We start from the raw sequence: 15,277 nt of genomic DNA, 5'->3' as shown, positions 1-15,277 counted from the left end.
GGGCCTGAGACCCGGCACTCAAGCGGCCTTCCCACCCACCGGGTGGGGAGGCCGTTTCCGTTGTCAGTGGTCCCGCGTACGCTCGCGAGCATGAGTTACGCAGACCTGCGCGAACTCCAGAGCGCGCTCAACACCGCCTCGGACATCGCCTTCTCCCTCGACGCCGCAGCCCCCGCCCCGCACGAGGCGGACCAGTTGCTGGACGCCCTGCGCCGGGCACTGACGGCCGCGAACGCGCTGGGCGCGGGGATGGGGGCGACGGGCTGCGCGGAGCACCCGCGAGGGCCCGTGGATCCCCTGTACGGGGACAAGGACGACCCGCTGCCGCAGGGCTGGGGCCGGTGCCTGCTGTGCAACGACCGGCGGCGGCGGGCCGGCGCACAGCGGCGGGGCTGGCGCTGACCCGGCGGCCCGGTCCGTAACACGGCCCGTCAGTGGTTCAGGGAGGCCCAGAACTCGTCGAAGGACAGCACGCCGTCGCCGTTGCCGTCCTTCTTGTTGATGATGGCCTGGGCCACCGTCTCGGTGACGTTGTGGTCGCCGAGCTGAGCCATCACGCTCTTGTACTCGGCGGCCGTGATGAAGCCGTCGCCGTCCACGTCGAAACGGGCGAAAGCAGTGCGCGCAGCGTCCATGTCAGCCATATGGGCCTCCCCTTGTGTGCTTCGTTGACCGGCACAGACTAGCCCCCGGTCACCAGCTGCAGATAACGGTCCCAGTCCCAGTGCGGACCGGGGTCCGCATGGGTGGATCCGGGCACTTCGCTGTGGCCGACGATGTGCTCGCGGGTCGGCGGGATGCCGTAGCGGGCGCAGACGGCGGCGGTGAGCCGCGCGGAGGCCCGGTAGAGGGCGTCGGTGAAGTACTCGGGACGGTGGATCCAGCCCTCGTGCTCGATGCCGATGCTGACGGTGTTGTACCGCCAGTTGCCCGCGTGCCAGGCGATGTCCCGCTCGCGGACGAACTGGCCGATGTAGCCGTCGGCGGAGGCGACCATGTAGTGCGCGGAGACCCTGGAGCGCGGGTCCTTGAAGATCCTCATCGCGTCCGGGAAGGTCTCCTCGGTCACATGGATCACGACGCGGTCGACCGGGTACGCACCGGGGCGGCCCGAGGCCGTGTAGTTGCCGGTGCTGGCCGGTATCCAATGGGTGGGCGGGTACGGGGCACTCGTCACCAGGACATCACAACCCGCTACCGGCACCTCCGCAAGGGCACCGACCATCTTGCATAAAGATAAGAATTTCCCCGGACCCATGCATGGAATACAAGGTCAGTGGCGCAGCTCACCTTGGATTACAGAGCTCTCTCTTTGGCCCTCGCGTACCGCGCGTGACATAGTCGACGGCAGCGACCCCCATTGACCCGGGCCAGGTCGTCATCACCGCCGCGGAGCACACCCCATTCTTCCGCGGCCGTACGAAGAGGCCCCCGCCACGTCGTCACGACGACGGATGGGGGCCTCTTCGTACAGCCGCTTCGTACAGCCGCTGCGCACGGCCGCGCCGTCAGCGGTCCACCACGCGCATCTCGAACCAGGTGGTCTTGCCGCGCGCCAGCAGGTCGACGCCCCACCGGTCCGAGAGCTTGTCGACGAGGAACAGCCCCCGTCCGCTGATGTCCGTCTCCCGCACCGGCAGCAGGCACGGCAGGCCCCGCGAGGGGTCGCGCAGCTCCATCCGCAGCCAGCCGCGCCGGCGCAGCATCCGCAGCCCGAAGAAACGGGCGCCGGTGTGGCGCACGGCGTTGCCCACGAGCTCGGAGACCAGCAGCACCGCGTGCTCGGCCACCTGGGGCGGGAGCCCCCAGTGACGCAGCACCACGGTCTGGGTCAGCCGCCGGGCGGCCACCGCGGAGTGCGGACGGGAGGGCAGCCGGACCTCGCCGAGGCCCGGATTGCCGCACAGTTCGAGCGCCTTCAGCGCCAGTTCGTCCTCAACCATCGGGGTCCACCGCGCAGGGGCCGTGCCGACCCGCTGCCGTGGCTGCTCCGTTCCCTCCAGGCCCGCCATGCCCCCATCATGGCCGTCATCCAGCCGTCAGGGAGGGGAACGGTGGGATTCGATGCAGCGGAGCGTGAGGCTCCGGCGCCCTCCCGCGACATATGCCAGTGGCCGTAGTCCACCCGGAAAACGGGGGCTGACCTGCGGCGACCTCCGGCCCGTGAGAGATCGCCGGGTGCCCTGCGACAGGCCGTTCCCGGCGTCGCGTGCACCCGGCGGAATTCCCCCACACGTGGCAACCCCCGGAGGGAACCCTTCCGGGCGCTCCGGGGCAATACCCCGCGGCTCAGACGAACTTGGCCTTGCCGGGACCGTCCTCCACGAAGCTGCGCATACCGATCTCCCGGTCCTCGGTGGCGAACAGCCCCGCGAACCAGTTGCGCTCGATGGCCAGCCCGGTGTCGATGTCGGTTTCGAGGCCGGTGTCCACCGCCTCCTTGGCCGCGCGCAGCGCGATCGCGGGACCGGCGGCGAGCCGGGCCGCCCAGGCGTGCGCCTGCTCGTACACCTCCGCCGCCGGGACCACCCGGTCGACGAGGCCGATGGCGAGCGCCTCCTCCGCCGTGACCTGACGGCCCGTGAAGATGAGGTCCTTGGCCCTGGACGGGCCGACGAGGCGGGCCAGCCGCTGGGTGCCGCCCGCGCCCGGGATGAGGCCCAGCAGGATCTCGGGCTGGCCGAGCTTGGCGTCGGCGGCCGCGATCCGGAAGTCCGCGCAGAGCGCCAGCTCGCAGCCGCCGCCCAGGGCGTAGCCGGTGACGGCGGCGACCACGGGCTTGGGGATGCGCGCGACGGCGGTGAAGGAGTCCTGCAGCCCGCGCGACCGCGCCACCATGGCGGCGTGGTCCATGTTCCGCATCTCCTTGATGTCCGCGCCGGCCGCGAACACCTTCTCCCCGCCCCAGACGACCACGGCCCGGACGTCGTCGCGGCGGGTCAGCTCGTCGGCGAGCTCCCGGATCCGGTCCTGGGTGGCGATGTCCAGTGCGTTCATCGGCGGACGGTCCAGCCGGACGGTGCCGACGCCTTCGGCTACCTCAAGATGCACAGTCATGACTGCAGGTTAGCCCCCGTTAACGGCCCGCGGCCCGGTGCACTTGGTCACAGTGCACCGGGCCGCGGGAAAGGCGGGAGACGAGCGGGGGCCGTCAGCTGTCCTTGCCGGCATCCTTGCCGGGCTTGCCCCACTCGGACCACGGCAGGTTCCAGCCGTTGAGGCCGTTCTCCGGCTGGATCGTTTTGTCGTCGGAGTTCTTGACGACCACGACGTCACCGATGAGGGAGTTGTTGTAGAACCACGCGGCGGGCGTGTTCGGGTCGCCGCCGCCGCGCTCGTCCTCCAGGCCGACGCAGCCGTGGCTGGCGTTCTCCGAGCCGAAGGTCGAGGAGCCGGACCAGTAGTTGCCGTGCAGGAAGGTGCCGGAGGTGGACAGGCGCATCGCGTGCGGCACGTCCTTGATGTCGTACTCGCCGCCGAAGCCGACCGTGCGGCCGTCCATGCGGGTCACGTCGTGCTTCTCGCTGATGACCATCTGGCCGTTGTACGTGGAGTTGCCGGGGCGGCCGGCGGATATCGGGACGGTCTTGAGGAGCTTGCCGTCCCGCTCGACCGTCATCTGGTGGCTCTTGGCGTCGACCGTGCTGACCTGGGAGCGGCCGACGGTGAACTTCACGGTCTTGGTCTGCGAGCCGTAGACGCCCTCGCGGCCCTGGACGCCGTCGAGGTTCAGGTTGACCGTCACCTTGGTGCCGGCGGCCCAGTACTTCTCGGGGCGGAAGTCGATGCGGTCGTTGCCGAACCAGTGGCCCTTGACCTCCACGGCCGGCTCGGCGGTCACCTTGATGGCGCGCTCGACGGCCTTGGGGTCGGTGATGCCCCGGCTGAAATTGATCGAAACGGGCATTCCCACGCCGACGGTGCTGCCGTCCTCCGGCGTGAAGTAGCCGACGAACGTGTTCTGCGGGGTGAGGGTGGTGAACGCCGCGTGCTTTGCGGACGTACGCCCCTTCTTGTCCTTGGCAATCGCGTCCACGGTGTACTTCGTGGAGGCCGCGAGGTGGCTGGACGGCTCCCAGGCCGCGCCACCGTTGGTTATCTTGCCGTCGATCGCGTTGCCCTTGGCGTCGGCGACCTTCACGGACGTCAGGCTGCCCTGCTCCGCCGTCACCTTGAGCGCGCCGCTGGTCGCGACGTCGCCCGAGCCGTCCTTGGGCAGGATGTTCACGACCGCCTGCGAGGGGCCGTCGGCCGGCTTGTCGCTCTTGTTGCCGCTGCCACCGCCGTCACAGGCGCTGACCAGCGTCAGCACGCCCGCGAGCACCACGGCGGACAGGCCGGCACGGCGCCCGCGGCTCCTCGGTATCGGCTGCACGTTCACAACGGATCGTCTCCCCTCGCACGGCCCGCGGCCACGCGGCGCCCCCTGAGCGCGAACAGGCGCGCTTGTCGATAGATAACCACACGCCACCGACAACGCTGACTCTCGTGAATGTCACCGTTCAGTCCCAAATGGGAGCGGTGATACGAACCGTGCGCCTGTGGTGAAGGCGGTGACCGAAGTGAAGCGGCAGATTCCAGCCAGGTCAAACCGTTACCTGACGCCGGGTCCGCAGGGGTGCCTCAGCCGAGCGCCGAGCCGGCCCGCCACTGCTGCCAGGAGAGGTTCCAGCCGCCCAGTCCGTTGTCCGGCGCAACCACCCGCTCCCGGGATCCGACGACCTCCACCACGTCGCCCACCAGGGACTGGTCGTAGAACCAGCCCGCCGGGCTCTTCGGGCTGCCGCCGCGCTCGTCCGGGAGGCCGATGCAGCCGTGACTGGTGTTCAGGGCGCCGAAGGCGTCGGGTGCGGCCCAGTAGTTGCCGTGCAGGAACGTTCCCGAGCCGGTCAGCCGCATCGCATGCGGCACGTCCGAAATGTCGTACTCGCCGCCGAAGCCCACCGTGTCCCCGTTCATCCGGGTCATCGGGTGCTTCTCGCTGATCACCATCTTGCCGTTGTACGTGTCGTTGCCGTTGCCGCCCGCCGTGATGGGCAGGCTGGCCAGCGGCCGGCCGTCGCGCACCACGTCCATGGTGTGCCCGGCCGCGTCCACCCGGCTGAACTGGCTGCGGCCCACGGTGAAGCCGACGGTCTTGCGCTGGACGCCGTACACCCCCTCGGCGGCCCGCACGTCCCGCAGCCTCAGCTCCATCGTGACCCGGGTGCCGGGCCGCCAGTAGGTGCGCGGGCGGAAGTCCAGGCGCATGGGCCCGAACCAGTGGCCCGCGATCTCGGTGGCCGGGCGGGCGGTCACGCGGATGGCGCGCTCGACGGCCGCGCGGTCGGTGACCGGACGGCTGAAGCCGAAGGAAACGATCATCCCGGTGCCCACGGTGGTCTGCGGCTCGGGCGTGAAGTGGCCGATGACCCGGTGCTCGGGGACGTAGGTGGCGAAGTCGGTGTGACGGACCGTCCGGCGGCCGGAGGCGTCCCGCGCGACCACGTCGACGGCGTAGCGCGCGCCGAGGTCCAGCGGGCCGGCCGCGGCGGGGCGCCAGCTGTGCGCGTCGGAGGAGATCCGGCCCTCGACGGTGTGCGGCACGCCCTCGCGGAGCTCGGTGACCCGCACCCGTTCCAGCCGGCCCTGCGGCGCCCGCACCTCCAGCCGTTCCGTCGGCGGCACGCCGCCCGCCCGGTCCCGGGGGCTGACGTGGATGAGCTCGCTCGCCGACACCGGGCGTGCGTCGTCCGTGAGCGTGGTCCGCGGCGCGACGGTGGCGCACCCGGCGAGCGCGGCCAGCAACGCCGTCAGGGCCAGTCCCCGTACCGCGCGCGTGAGGGCAAGTGTCACACCGGGCCCAACGACGCGCCCCGCCGCGGGAAACGTGGCTGCACTCGCTTGCTGCGCCCGATCACACGTGTGAGCGCATGCCTGGATCTGGGAAGAACGGGGAGAAGGACATCATCGCCAGACACCCGGCCCCGGGACGCCGGGTGCCCGGCGCGCTACCCGAGAGCCGCCGGAGGCGAACACGTGTCGAGCGCAGCCGAGCAAGAGGCACGAGAGGGCGCCGAGTTCGGGGACGGGCGTCCCCGGCGGGCGCCCACCGCACCCGCCGGGGCGAACGCCCGTCCGGGGAGCGCCGCACCGCCGGCCCCCGCCCCGGCCGCGGCCGTGTGGCCGGGCAGCCCGGACCCGCTCGGGGCGCTGTTCAAGGACGGTACGGACGGCACGGCCGTGCCGGGGACGAACTTCGCCCTGTGGGCCGGCGGGGCGGAGGCCGTGGAGCTGTGCCTGTTCGACGACACCCCGGGCGGGGGCGAAACGCGTCACCTGCTGACGGAGTTGACGCACGAGACGTGGCACGGCTTCGTGCCGGGCGTCCTGCCCGGCCGCCGCTACGGCTACCGCGTCCACGGCCGCTGGGACCCCTGGACCGGAGCCCGGTGGAACCCGGCGAAGCTGCTGCTGGACCCTTACGCGCGCGCGGTGGACGGCGATTTCACCGGCCCCGGGGCCGCTGCGGCCCCGCTGCCCGCCGAGGTGTACGGGCACGTCCGCGACTGGCCCCAGCAGCACGTCGCCGACACCGTCCGCGACGAGCGGGACTCGGCCCCCCACGTCCCCAAGGGCGTGGTCGTCGCCGATGACGACGACTGGGCCGACGACCGGCGCCCGGCGACGCCGTGGCCGGACTCCGTCATCTACGAGCTGCACGTCCGCGGCTTCACGATGCGTCACCCCGGCATCCCCGAACGGCTGCGCGGCACGTACGCGGGGCTGGCCCACCCGGCGGCGATCGACCACCTGGTGCGGCTGGGGGTGACGGCGGTCGAGCTGCTGCCGGTGCATCAGTTCGCCCACGAGGACCACCTGCTGCGGCGCGGCCTGCGCAACTACTGGGGCTACAACTCCATCGGCTACTTCGCCCCGCACGCCGCCTACGCGGCCTCCGGGACGCGCGGCGAGCAGGTGGGCGAGTTCAAGCGGATGGTGCGGGCCCTGCACGCGGCCGGCATCGAGGTCATCCTCGACGTGGTCTACAACCACACCGCCGAGAGCGGCGAGCTGGGCCCCATGCTCTCGCTGCGCGGCATCGACAACCGCCGCTACTACCGGCTGCAGGCCGACCCCCGCCGCTACGCCGACTACACCGGCTGCGGCAACACCCTCCACGTGGTCCAGCCCAATGTGCTGCGGCTGATCACGGACTCGCTGCGCTACTGGGTCACCGAGATGGGCGTCGACGGTTTCCGCTTCGACCTGGCAGCCGCCCTGGCCCGGTCGATGCACGACGTGGACATGCTCTCGCCCTTCCTCGCCGTCATCGCCCAGGACCCGGTGCTGCGCCGGGTCAAGCTCATAGCCGAGCCCTGGGACGTGGGGTCCGGCGGCTACCAGGTCGGCGCCTTCCCGCCCCTGTGGACGGAGTGGAACGACCGCTACCGCGATGCCGTGCGCGACTTCTGGCGGGGCGCCCTGCCGGACGTGCGGGACCTGGGCTACCGGCTCTCGGGCTCCAGCGACCTCTACGCCTGGGGCGGCCGCCGCCCGTACGCCTCCGTCAACTTCGTCACCGCGCACGACGGCTTCACCCTGCGCGACCTGGTGAGCTACGAGCGCAAGCACAACGAGGCCAACGGCGAGGGCAACCGCGACGGCACCCACGACAACCGCTCGTGGAACTGCGGCGCCGAGGGCGAGACCGGCGACGCGCGGGTGGCGGCCCTGCGCCGCCGGCAGCTGCGCAACCTGCTGACGACGCTGCTGCTGTCCACCGGGGTGCCGATGCTGGTGGCGGGCGACGAGATGGGCCGCACCCAGGGCGGCAACAACAACGCCTACTGCCAGGACAACGAGACCGGCTGGATCGACTGGTCCCTGCTGCAGGACCCGGGCTGGCGGGCGCAGGCCGGGCTGTGCTCCCGGCTGCTGGCCCTGCGCCGCGCCCACCCCGTGCTGCGCAGCCGCTCCTTCTTCTCCGGACGCCCGCGCGGCGCCGACGGGCTGCGGGACCTGGCCTGGTTCACCGCGGACGGCACGGAGATGACCGAGGCCGACTGGTACGCCCCCACCGCCACGCTCGGGATGTACCTCTCCGGCCGGGACATCCCGCAGCGCGGCCGGCAGGGCGCGCCGGTGACCGACGACAGCTTCCTCGCCGTCCTCCACGCCGGCCCGCGCCCGCTCCGCTTCACCCTGCCGGGGCCGCCGTGGGCGCGGTCCTACGAACTCCTCGTCGACACCGCCCTGGAGGACCAGCACACCGCTCCCGGCCTGTGCCGCACGGCGGGCAGCCGCGTCCCGGTGCGGGCACGCTCGGTGCTGCTGTGGCGTGTGGTGCAGGACGTGGCGGACCCGGAGGCCGGACCGCCGGGACCGGGCCCGGATTCCGGGTGAGCGGCGGCCGGCGGCCCCCCGGGGCACCGGCCGCCGGCCGTGCGGAGCCCCGGCGGGCGGTCGGCGGTGGCCGACGGCCGTGCGGTGGAGGCAATCGCTCCGGCCCCGTGCGTCACGGCCGCCGCGTGCTCGGCTGACCTGCGGGGGGCCGCGCGCAACGGGCCGGCCGGGGCGCCCGTTATACGGACATGGATCTTTGGCCAACGGACAGTTTCCGGCCAACTTGTTGACGCGCTCCTGACACCTGCGGCACGGCGGTGGGACTCTTCACCTCGACTCACCTCGACCGGCTCGGAGGCCCCCCACCCTTCCCCCTCACCCAGGCCGGGCGAACAGCTCGTTTCCCCCCTTTCTCCATCATGTTCTGCCGTGCTCTGCCCGGGCGGCCAGCTCGCCACCCGGTCTCCACCGGCCACACCCACCTCATGGTGGCCACCGCAGAAGGAGTCAGAGTGAGACCCACCCCCCATCGCCGCGCCGTCGCCACCGGCGCGCTCGTCGCCGTGACGGCGATGCTCGCCGTCGGCACGCAGTCCGGCACCGCCAGCGCCCGCCCGGACGACACGACCGCCGCCGGCCGGCCGCTCCTCGCCAAGGCCGACCCCGGGGCCCTGCCCGCCAAGCTGTCCCCCTCCCAGCGCGCCGAGCTCATACGCGAGGCGAACGCCACCAAGGCGGACACCGCGAAGACGCTCGGCCTCGGCGCCAAGGAACAGCTGGTCGTCCGCGACGTCAGCAAGGACGTCAACGGCACCGTGCACACCCGCTACGAGCGCACCTACGACGGCCTGCCCGTGCTCGGCGGCGACCTCGTGGTCGACGCGACCAAGGGCGGCAGCCTCAAGAGCGTCGCCAAGGCGACCAAGGCGCGGATGGCGGTGGCGACGACCACCCCGTCGTTCGCGGCCGCCACCGCCGAGAAGGACGCCCTCAAGGCCGCGGCCGCCAAGGGCTCCAAGGCCACCAAGGCCGACCGGGCGCCGCGCAAGGTGATCTGGGCCGCGAACGGCACACCCGTCCTGGCCTACGAGACCGTCGTCGGCGGCCTGCAGCACGACGGCACGCCCAACGAGCTGCACGTCATCACCGACGCCCGGACCGGCGCGAAGCTCTTCGAGTTCCAGGGCGTCAAGCAGGGCACCGGCAACAGCCAGTACAGCGGCAAGGTCACCATCGGCACCTCGGGGTCGAGCGGCTCGTACCAGCTCAACGACGCCACCCGCGGCGGTCACAAGACCTACAACCTCAACCGCGGCTCCTCCGGCACCGGCACGCTCTTCACCGACGCCGACGACGTCTGGGGCAACGGCTCCACCGGCGACGCGGCCACGGCCGGCGTCGACGCGCACTACGGCGCCCAGCTCACCTGGGACTACTACAAGAACGTGCACGGCCGCAGCGGCATCAAGGGCGACGGCAAGGGCGCGTACAGCCGGGTCCACTACGGCAACAACTACGTCAACGCCTTCTGGTCCGACCAGTGCTTCTGCATGACCTACGGCGACGGCACCGGCAACGCCAAGCCGCTGACGTCGATCGACGTGGCCGCCCACGAGATGACCCACGGCGTCACCTCGGCCACCGCCAACCTCACCTACTCCGGCGAGTCCGGCGGCCTCAACGAGGCGACGTCCGACATCTTCGCCGCGGCCGTGGAGTTCTGGGCCAACAACCCCAGCGACCCCGGCGACTACCTGGTCGGCGAGAAGATCGACATCAACGGCAACGGCACCCCGCTGCGCTACATGGACAAGCCCAGCAAGGACAGCCGGTCGAAGGACTCCTGGTACTCCGGCCTCGGCGGCATCGACGTGCACTACTCGTCGGGCCCGGCCAACCACTGGTTCTACCTGGCCTCCGAGGGCAGCGGCGCCAAGGAGATCAACAACGTCAAGTACGACTCCCCGACCTCCGACGGCCAGCCGGTGACGGGCATCGGGCGGGACAACGCCGCCAAGATCTGGTTCAAGGCGCTGACCCAGCGCATGCAGTCCAACACCAACTACGCGGGCGCGCGCGACGCGACCCTGTGGGCCGCCGGCGAGCTCTTCGGCGTGGGCAGCGAGACGTACAACAACACGGCCAACGCCTGGGCGGCCATCAACGTCGGCAGCCGCCTGTCCAGCGGCGTCTCGGTCACCAGCCCCGGCGACCAGACCTCGATCGTGAACACCGCCGTCTCCCTGCAGATCAAGGCGTCGAGCTCCACCACCGGCTCCCTGACCTACGCGGCCACGGGCCTGCCCGCCGGGCTGTCCATCAACGCCTCGACCGGCCTGATCACCGGCACCCCGACCGCCACCGGCACCAGCAACGTGACGGTCACGGTCAAGGACTCCGGCGGCAAGACCGGCACCGCCTCCTTCAAGTGGACCGTGAACACCACGGGCGGCGGCAGCGTCTTCGAGAACACCACCCCGGTGGCCATCCCGGACGCCGGCTCGGCCGTCACCTCGCCGATCGTGGTGACCCGCAGCGGAAACGGTTCCTCGGCGCTGAAGGTGGACGTGGACATCACGCACACCTACCGCGGTGACCTCAAGATCGACCTGGTCGCCCCCGACGGCAAGACGTGGAACCTCAAGGGCTCCGACGCGTGGGACTCCGCCGAGGACGTCAAGGAGACCTACACCGTGGACGCCTCCGGCGTCTCGGCGACGGGCACCTGGAAGCTCCAGGTCCAGGACGTCTACGCCAACGACGACGGCACCGTCAACGGCTGGAAGCTCAGCTTCTGACCCGGTCCGGTCCACCGTGACCACGACCACCGCGTGAACCGGGCGCCGTCCGGGGTGAGTACGACTCCCCCGGACGGCGCCTCCTTCATGGGCGCGGGGCGCGCCGCCCCGGTCCGCGTCAGCGCATGAGCACGCCCGCCGCCTCCCCCGTCGCCTCCGAGGGCACCGCCACCAGTCCCGGCTCCGCGCCGTCGGCCAGCAGCCGGTGCGCGGGCAGGATGCGGACGGTGTAGCCGAAGGGGCCCGTGCGGTCCAGGGTGAGCGGGCCCTCGTAGAGCCGCCGCCCGTCCAGGCCCGGGGCGCCGGTCGCCTTGAGCGGGAAGGCGACCGTGCGCGTCAGCCGGTCCGCCTCGTCCACCCGCCCGGCGACGGCCTGCACCTCGACGTCCGAGGGCTCCAGCTCGCCCAGCGTCACGCTCACCCGCAGCGACACCGTGGAGCCCAGCTCGGCCGTCCCGTTCAGCGGCCCGTCCGAGACCGCCTCCACGTGGTCCACGGCCACGGCCGGCCAGGCCGCCCGCACCCGCGCCTTCCACGCGGCCAGCTCCCGGGCCGCCGTCGGGTCCAGGGCGCGCTGCGCCTCGGCGGCGGGCCCGTACAGCCGCTCGACGTACTCGCGGACCATGCGCCCGGCGAGCACCTTGGGCCCGAGCGTGGCCAGCGTCCGGCGGACCATCTCGATCCAGCGGCCCGGCAGCCCGCCCGCGCCCCGGTCGTAGAAGCGCGGCGCCACCCGCTGGGCCAGCAGGTCGTACAGCGCCGTGGCCTCCAGGTCGTCGCGGCGGTCCTCGTCCATGGCCGCGCCGTCGGCGGTGGGGATGGCCCAGCCGAAGTCCGGCTCGTACCACTCGTCCCACCAGCCGTCGAGGACGGAGAGGTTCAGACAGCCGTTGAGCGCGGCCTTCATCCCCGAGGTGCCGCACGCCTCCAGCGGCCGCAGCGGGTTGTTCAGCCACACGTCGCAGCCGGGGTAGAGCTTCTGGGCCATCGCCATGCCGTAGTCGGGCAGGAAGACGATGCGGTGGCGCACCCGCGGGTCGTCGGCGAAGCGGACGAGCTCCTGGACCAGCCGCTTGCCGCTGTCGTCCGCCGGGTGGGCCTTGCCTGCCACCACGATCTGGATCGGCCGCTCGGGGTGGAGCAGCAGCTCCGTCAGCCGCTCGCGGTCGCGCAGCATCAGCGTCAGGCGCTTGTAGGAGGGCACGCGCCGGGCGAAGCCGATGGTGAGCACGTCGGGGTCGAGCACCCCGTCGATCCAGCCCAGCTCGGCCGTGCCGGCGCCGCGCGCCCGCCAGGAGGCGCGCAGCCGCTCGCGCACCTCCTCCACCAGCTGCTCGCGCAGGGTGCGGCGCAGCTCCCAGATGTCGGCGTCCGGGATGTCGGCGACGGAGTCCCAGCGCTCGGAGCCGCCGACGGTCAGGGCGTCCTCGGCCCGGGCGATGCCGATCTGCCGGGCGCCCAGCCGGAGGACCTCGGGGGCCACCCAGGTGGGGGCGTGGACGCCGTTGGTGACGGAGGTGATGGGCACCTCCTCCGCGTCGAAGCCCGGCCACAGGCCGGCGAACATCTCCCGGCTGACCTGGCCGTGGAGGGTGGAGACGCCGTTGGCGCGCTGGGCCAGGCGCAGGCCCATGACGGCCATGTTGAACAGGCCGTCCTCACCGCCGGGGTAGTCCTCCCGGCCGAGGGCGAGGACGCGCCCGGCGTCGATGCCTGGCAGCTCGCCGTCCTCGCCGAAGTGCCGGGCCACCAGGTCCGCCTCGAAGCGGTCGATGCCGGCGGGGACGGGCGTGTGGGTGGTGAAGACCGCGCCGGCGCGCACGCACTCCAGGGCGGCGTCGAAGTCGGCGCCCACCTCGACCAGTTCGCGGATGCGTTCGAGGCCGAGGAAGCCGGCGTGGCCCTCGTTGGTGTGGAAGACCTCGGGCTCGGCGTGCCCCGTCAGCCGGCAGTACGTGCGGACCGCGCGCACCCCGCCGATGCCCAGCAGCATCTCCTGCAGCAGGCGGTGCTCGCTGCCGCCGCCGTAGAGCCGGTCGGTGACGTCGCGCTCGCCCGGGCCGTTGTCCTCCACGTCGGAATCGAGGAGCAGCAGCGGCACCCTGCCGACCTGGGCCTTCCAGATGTACGCCCGCAGGGTGCGGCCGCCGGGCAGGGCGAGGGTGACGCTGCTCGGGGTGCCGTCGGGCTCGCGGAGCATGGCCAGCGGGAGCTCGTTGGGATCGAGCAGGGGGTAGTGCTCCTGCTGCCAGCCCTCGCGGGAGAGGGACTGCCGGAAATAGCCGTGCCGGTAGAGCAGTCCGACGCCGATGAGGGGAACGCCCAGGTCGCTGGCGGACTTGAGGTGGTCGCCGGCGAGGATGCCGAGGCCGCCGCTGTACTGCGGCAGGGCGGCGGTGATGCCGAACTCGGGCGAGAAGTAGGCGACGGCCGCCGGCAGCCCGGGGGGCTGTTCCTGGTACCAGCGGCGGCCGGTCACATAGTCGTGCAGATCGTCGGAGGCCGCCGCGAGCCGCCGCCGGAAGCGGCGGTCCTCGGCGAGTGCGGCCAGCCGGGTGGCGGACACGGAACCCAGCAGCCGCAGCGGGTCGCCGCCGGCGGCCCGCCACCCCTCGGGGTCGACGGACTGGAACAGTTCGCGGGTCTCGGGGTGCCAGGACCAGCGCAGGTTGCGCGCCAGTTCACTGAGCGGTCGTAGGGGCTCCGGAAGGACGGGACGCACGCTGAATCGACGAATGGCCTTCACAGTCACGACGGTAGCGGTGCGCCCGCCGCCACCGCGGGCCAAGCGCCCAAGTGCGCCCGTCTGCCGGACGGGGGAAGATTCCGGCCCGCCGCCCGCGTTGATCCCGCACATGAGCACAGCAGCGGAGTTGAGCACCTTCCTGCGCGGTCGCCGGGCCGCGCTGCGCCCCGAGGACGTCGGCCTGGTGTCCTACGGCCGGACGCGTCGCGTCCCCGGCCTGCGGCGCGAGGAGCTGGCGCAGCTGGCGGGCGTGAGCGTCGCGTACTACACACGGCTGGAGCAGGGGCAGGCGGCGGGCGCGTCCGACGAGGTGCTGGACGCGATCGCCCGGGCGCTGCGCCTGCGCGCGGACGAACACGCGCACCTGCGCAACCTCGTCCGCCCCCGGCGCGCGCCGGACCGCCCGGCCGCCCGCCCCTCGGTGGCCTCCCCGGGCGCCCGCCGGCTGGTCGCCGCGATGTCCGCCGTGCCGGCGGTCCTCCTGGACCACCGCTACGACGTGCTGGCCTGGAACCCGCTGGGGCACGCACTGCTCGCCGGGCACCTCCCCGCGAACGCCCCGGAGCGGCCGGAGGAGCGGCCCAACACCCAGCGGCTGTTCTTCCTCGGCCCGCGGTCGCGGGAGCTGTACCCGCGGTGGGAGGAGGAGGCGCAGCGCGCGGTCGCCTCGCTGCGGCTGGCGGTGGGCGAGCACCCGGACGACGGGCCGCTGGCCGACCTGATCGGTGAGCTGAGCGTGCGCAGCGCGGAGTTCGTGGCGCTGTGGTCGGGGCACCGGGTGCGGGCCTGCACCTCGGGCGTGAAGGCGTTCCGCCATCCCGTGGCGGGCGCGCTGGAGCTGTCGTTCGAGATGCTGCGGCTTCCGGAGACCGGCGGCCAGGGCCTGCTGGCGTTCACCGCGGAGCCGGGCTCGCCCTCCGAGGCGGCCCTCGGGCTGCTCGCCGCGCCGGGCGGAGCGGACGGAGCGGGCGGGCGTCCGGTTGCGGACGAACGCCTTGATGCCATCGCCGGACCGCCGGGCGGTGAAAAGTACTAGGCGGATTTACGACCCGCGTACAACAGCACTGTCAAAGGCCAAATGTCGCTACGACCTTCGAAGACGGTGCCGTGCGCCGCTTCCTCGGTCCGGCCGCCGATTACCCCCTTTCGTCACATTGCATGCGATCGGCCGGTCAAGCAGACTCCCTACGAGTGACGGAGGAACGGCCGCCCTCCGCGTGGGGTGCAGCGGGGGCTACGCACGAGTAGTTCATATGGTCCCGGCATGCGGGGGCGGGCCCGGTGGGAAAGCTCCCCCGGTGTGCACGGGCCCGAATCGGCCGCCTCGCCCGCGGCCTTTCGCCGTCCTGCCCAGAATTCCACCACTCCTGCACGACCCGAGTTTGGATCCGTCTCTTCAGCCCACCCG

11 protein-coding genes are annotated in these 15,277 nt (G+C 72.4%); 4 read left to right on the top strand and 7 right to left on the bottom strand.

The window, feature by feature from the left end:
• Positions 1 to 90 precede the first annotated feature (90 nt).
• Positions 91 to 402, top strand: coding sequence for a hypothetical protein (locus IE182_RS12790; RefSeq protein ID WP_190109890.1), 312 nt, complete (start codon positions 91 to 93; stop codon positions 400 to 402).
• Between the two features lie 29 nt (positions 403 to 431).
• On the opposite strand, the gene IE182_RS12785 is transcribed toward IE182_RS12790, so the two are convergent.
• The 6 genes from IE182_RS12785 to IE182_RS12760 all read right to left on the bottom strand — a co-directional run bounded on the left by IE182_RS12785 (position 432) and on the right by IE182_RS12760 (position 5,835).
• The gene (locus tag IE182_RS12785; RefSeq protein WP_190109889.1) at positions 432 to 644 is read right to left on the bottom strand and encodes an EF-hand domain-containing protein; all 213 of its coding nucleotides are present in this window, start codon (positions 642 to 644) and stop codon (positions 432 to 434) included.
• 38 nt (positions 645 to 682) lie between these two features.
• Positions 683 to 1,225 carry an N-acetylmuramoyl-L-alanine amidase gene (locus IE182_RS12780; protein ID WP_229844767.1) on the bottom strand — a complete coding sequence of 181 codons (543 nt, stop codon included), beginning with the start codon at positions 1,223 to 1,225 and terminating at the stop codon, positions 683 to 685.
• A 283-nt stretch (positions 1,226 to 1,508) separates the two neighbouring features.
• A complete protein-coding gene (locus IE182_RS12775) occupies positions 1,509 to 2,012 on the bottom strand; it encodes an ATP-binding protein (RefSeq protein ID WP_190109887.1) in 504 nt (167 codons plus the stop codon).
• Positions 2,013 to 2,289: 277 nt separating this feature from the next.
• Positions 2,290 to 3,057: an enoyl-CoA hydratase/isomerase family protein gene (locus IE182_RS12770; protein WP_190109886.1), complete on the bottom strand. Its 768-nt coding sequence runs from the start codon at positions 3,055 to 3,057 to the stop codon at positions 2,290 to 2,292.
• Between the two features lie 94 nt (positions 3,058 to 3,151).
• Complete coding sequence (locus IE182_RS12765; protein WP_229844764.1) at positions 3,152 to 4,381, bottom strand: L,D-transpeptidase; 1,230 nt, start codon at positions 4,379 to 4,381, stop codon at positions 3,152 to 3,154.
• Between the two features lie 242 nt (positions 4,382 to 4,623).
• Entirely contained in the window at positions 4,624 to 5,835 is a 1,212-nt protein-coding gene (locus IE182_RS12760) for a L,D-transpeptidase (protein ID WP_190109885.1), read from the bottom strand.
• A gap of 183 nt (positions 5,836 to 6,018) precedes the next feature.
• Between IE182_RS12760 and glgX the strand changes: the two genes are divergently transcribed.
• Positions 6,019 to 8,385, top strand: coding sequence for a glycogen debranching protein GlgX (gene glgX / locus IE182_RS12755; protein ID WP_190109884.1), 2,367 nt, complete (start codon positions 6,019 to 6,021; stop codon positions 8,383 to 8,385).
• Positions 8,386 to 8,837: 452 nt separating this feature from the next.
• Positions 8,838 to 11,123 carry a M4 family metallopeptidase gene (locus tag IE182_RS12750; RefSeq protein ID WP_190109883.1) on the top strand — a complete coding sequence of 762 codons (2,286 nt, stop codon included), beginning with the start codon at positions 8,838 to 8,840 and terminating at the stop codon, positions 11,121 to 11,123.
• Between the two features lie 118 nt (positions 11,124 to 11,241).
• Here IE182_RS12750 and glgP read toward each other — a convergent pair whose 3' ends face one another.
• Positions 11,242 to 13,869 carry an alpha-glucan family phosphorylase gene (glgP, locus tag IE182_RS12745; RefSeq protein ID WP_190109882.1) on the bottom strand — a complete coding sequence of 876 codons (2,628 nt, stop codon included), beginning with the start codon at positions 13,867 to 13,869 and terminating at the stop codon, positions 11,242 to 11,244.
• 109 nt (positions 13,870 to 13,978) lie between these two features.
• Between glgP and IE182_RS12740 the strand changes: the two genes are divergently transcribed.
• Positions 13,979 to 14,905, top strand: coding sequence for a helix-turn-helix domain-containing protein (locus IE182_RS12740; RefSeq protein WP_190109881.1), 927 nt, complete (start codon positions 13,979 to 13,981; stop codon positions 14,903 to 14,905).
• Positions 14,906 to 15,277: the final 372 nt, after the last annotated feature.

The organism is Streptomyces cinnamoneus (assembly GCF_014650495.1).
Lineage (GTDB): Bacteria > Actinomycetota > Actinomycetes > Streptomycetales > Streptomycetaceae > Streptomyces > Streptomyces cinnamoneus.
This window is presented reverse-complemented; position numbering and strand designations above follow the sequence as displayed.

Excerpts from the sequence above, each read along its gene's own strand:
- IE182_RS12770 (WP_190109886.1), bottom strand. The coding sequence starts at position 3,057 with ATGACTGTGCATCTTGAGGTAGCCGAAGGCGTCGGCACCGTCCGGCTG.
- IE182_RS12780 (WP_229844767.1), bottom strand. The coding sequence starts at position 1,225 with ATGGTCGGTGCCCTTGCGGAGGTGCCGGTAGCGGGTTGTGATGTCCTG.
- IE182_RS12740 (WP_190109881.1), top strand. The coding sequence starts at position 13,979 with ATGAGCACAGCAGCGGAGTTGAGCACCTTCCTGCGCGGTCGCCGGGCC.
- IE182_RS12775 (WP_190109887.1), bottom strand. The coding sequence starts at position 2,012 with ATGGCGGGCCTGGAGGGAACGGAGCAGCCACGGCAGCGGGTCGGCACG.
- IE182_RS12790 (WP_190109890.1), top strand. The coding sequence starts at position 91 with ATGAGTTACGCAGACCTGCGCGAACTCCAGAGCGCGCTCAACACCGCC.
- IE182_RS12785 (WP_190109889.1), bottom strand. The coding sequence starts at position 644 with ATGGCTGACATGGACGCTGCGCGCACTGCTTTCGCCCGTTTCGACGTG.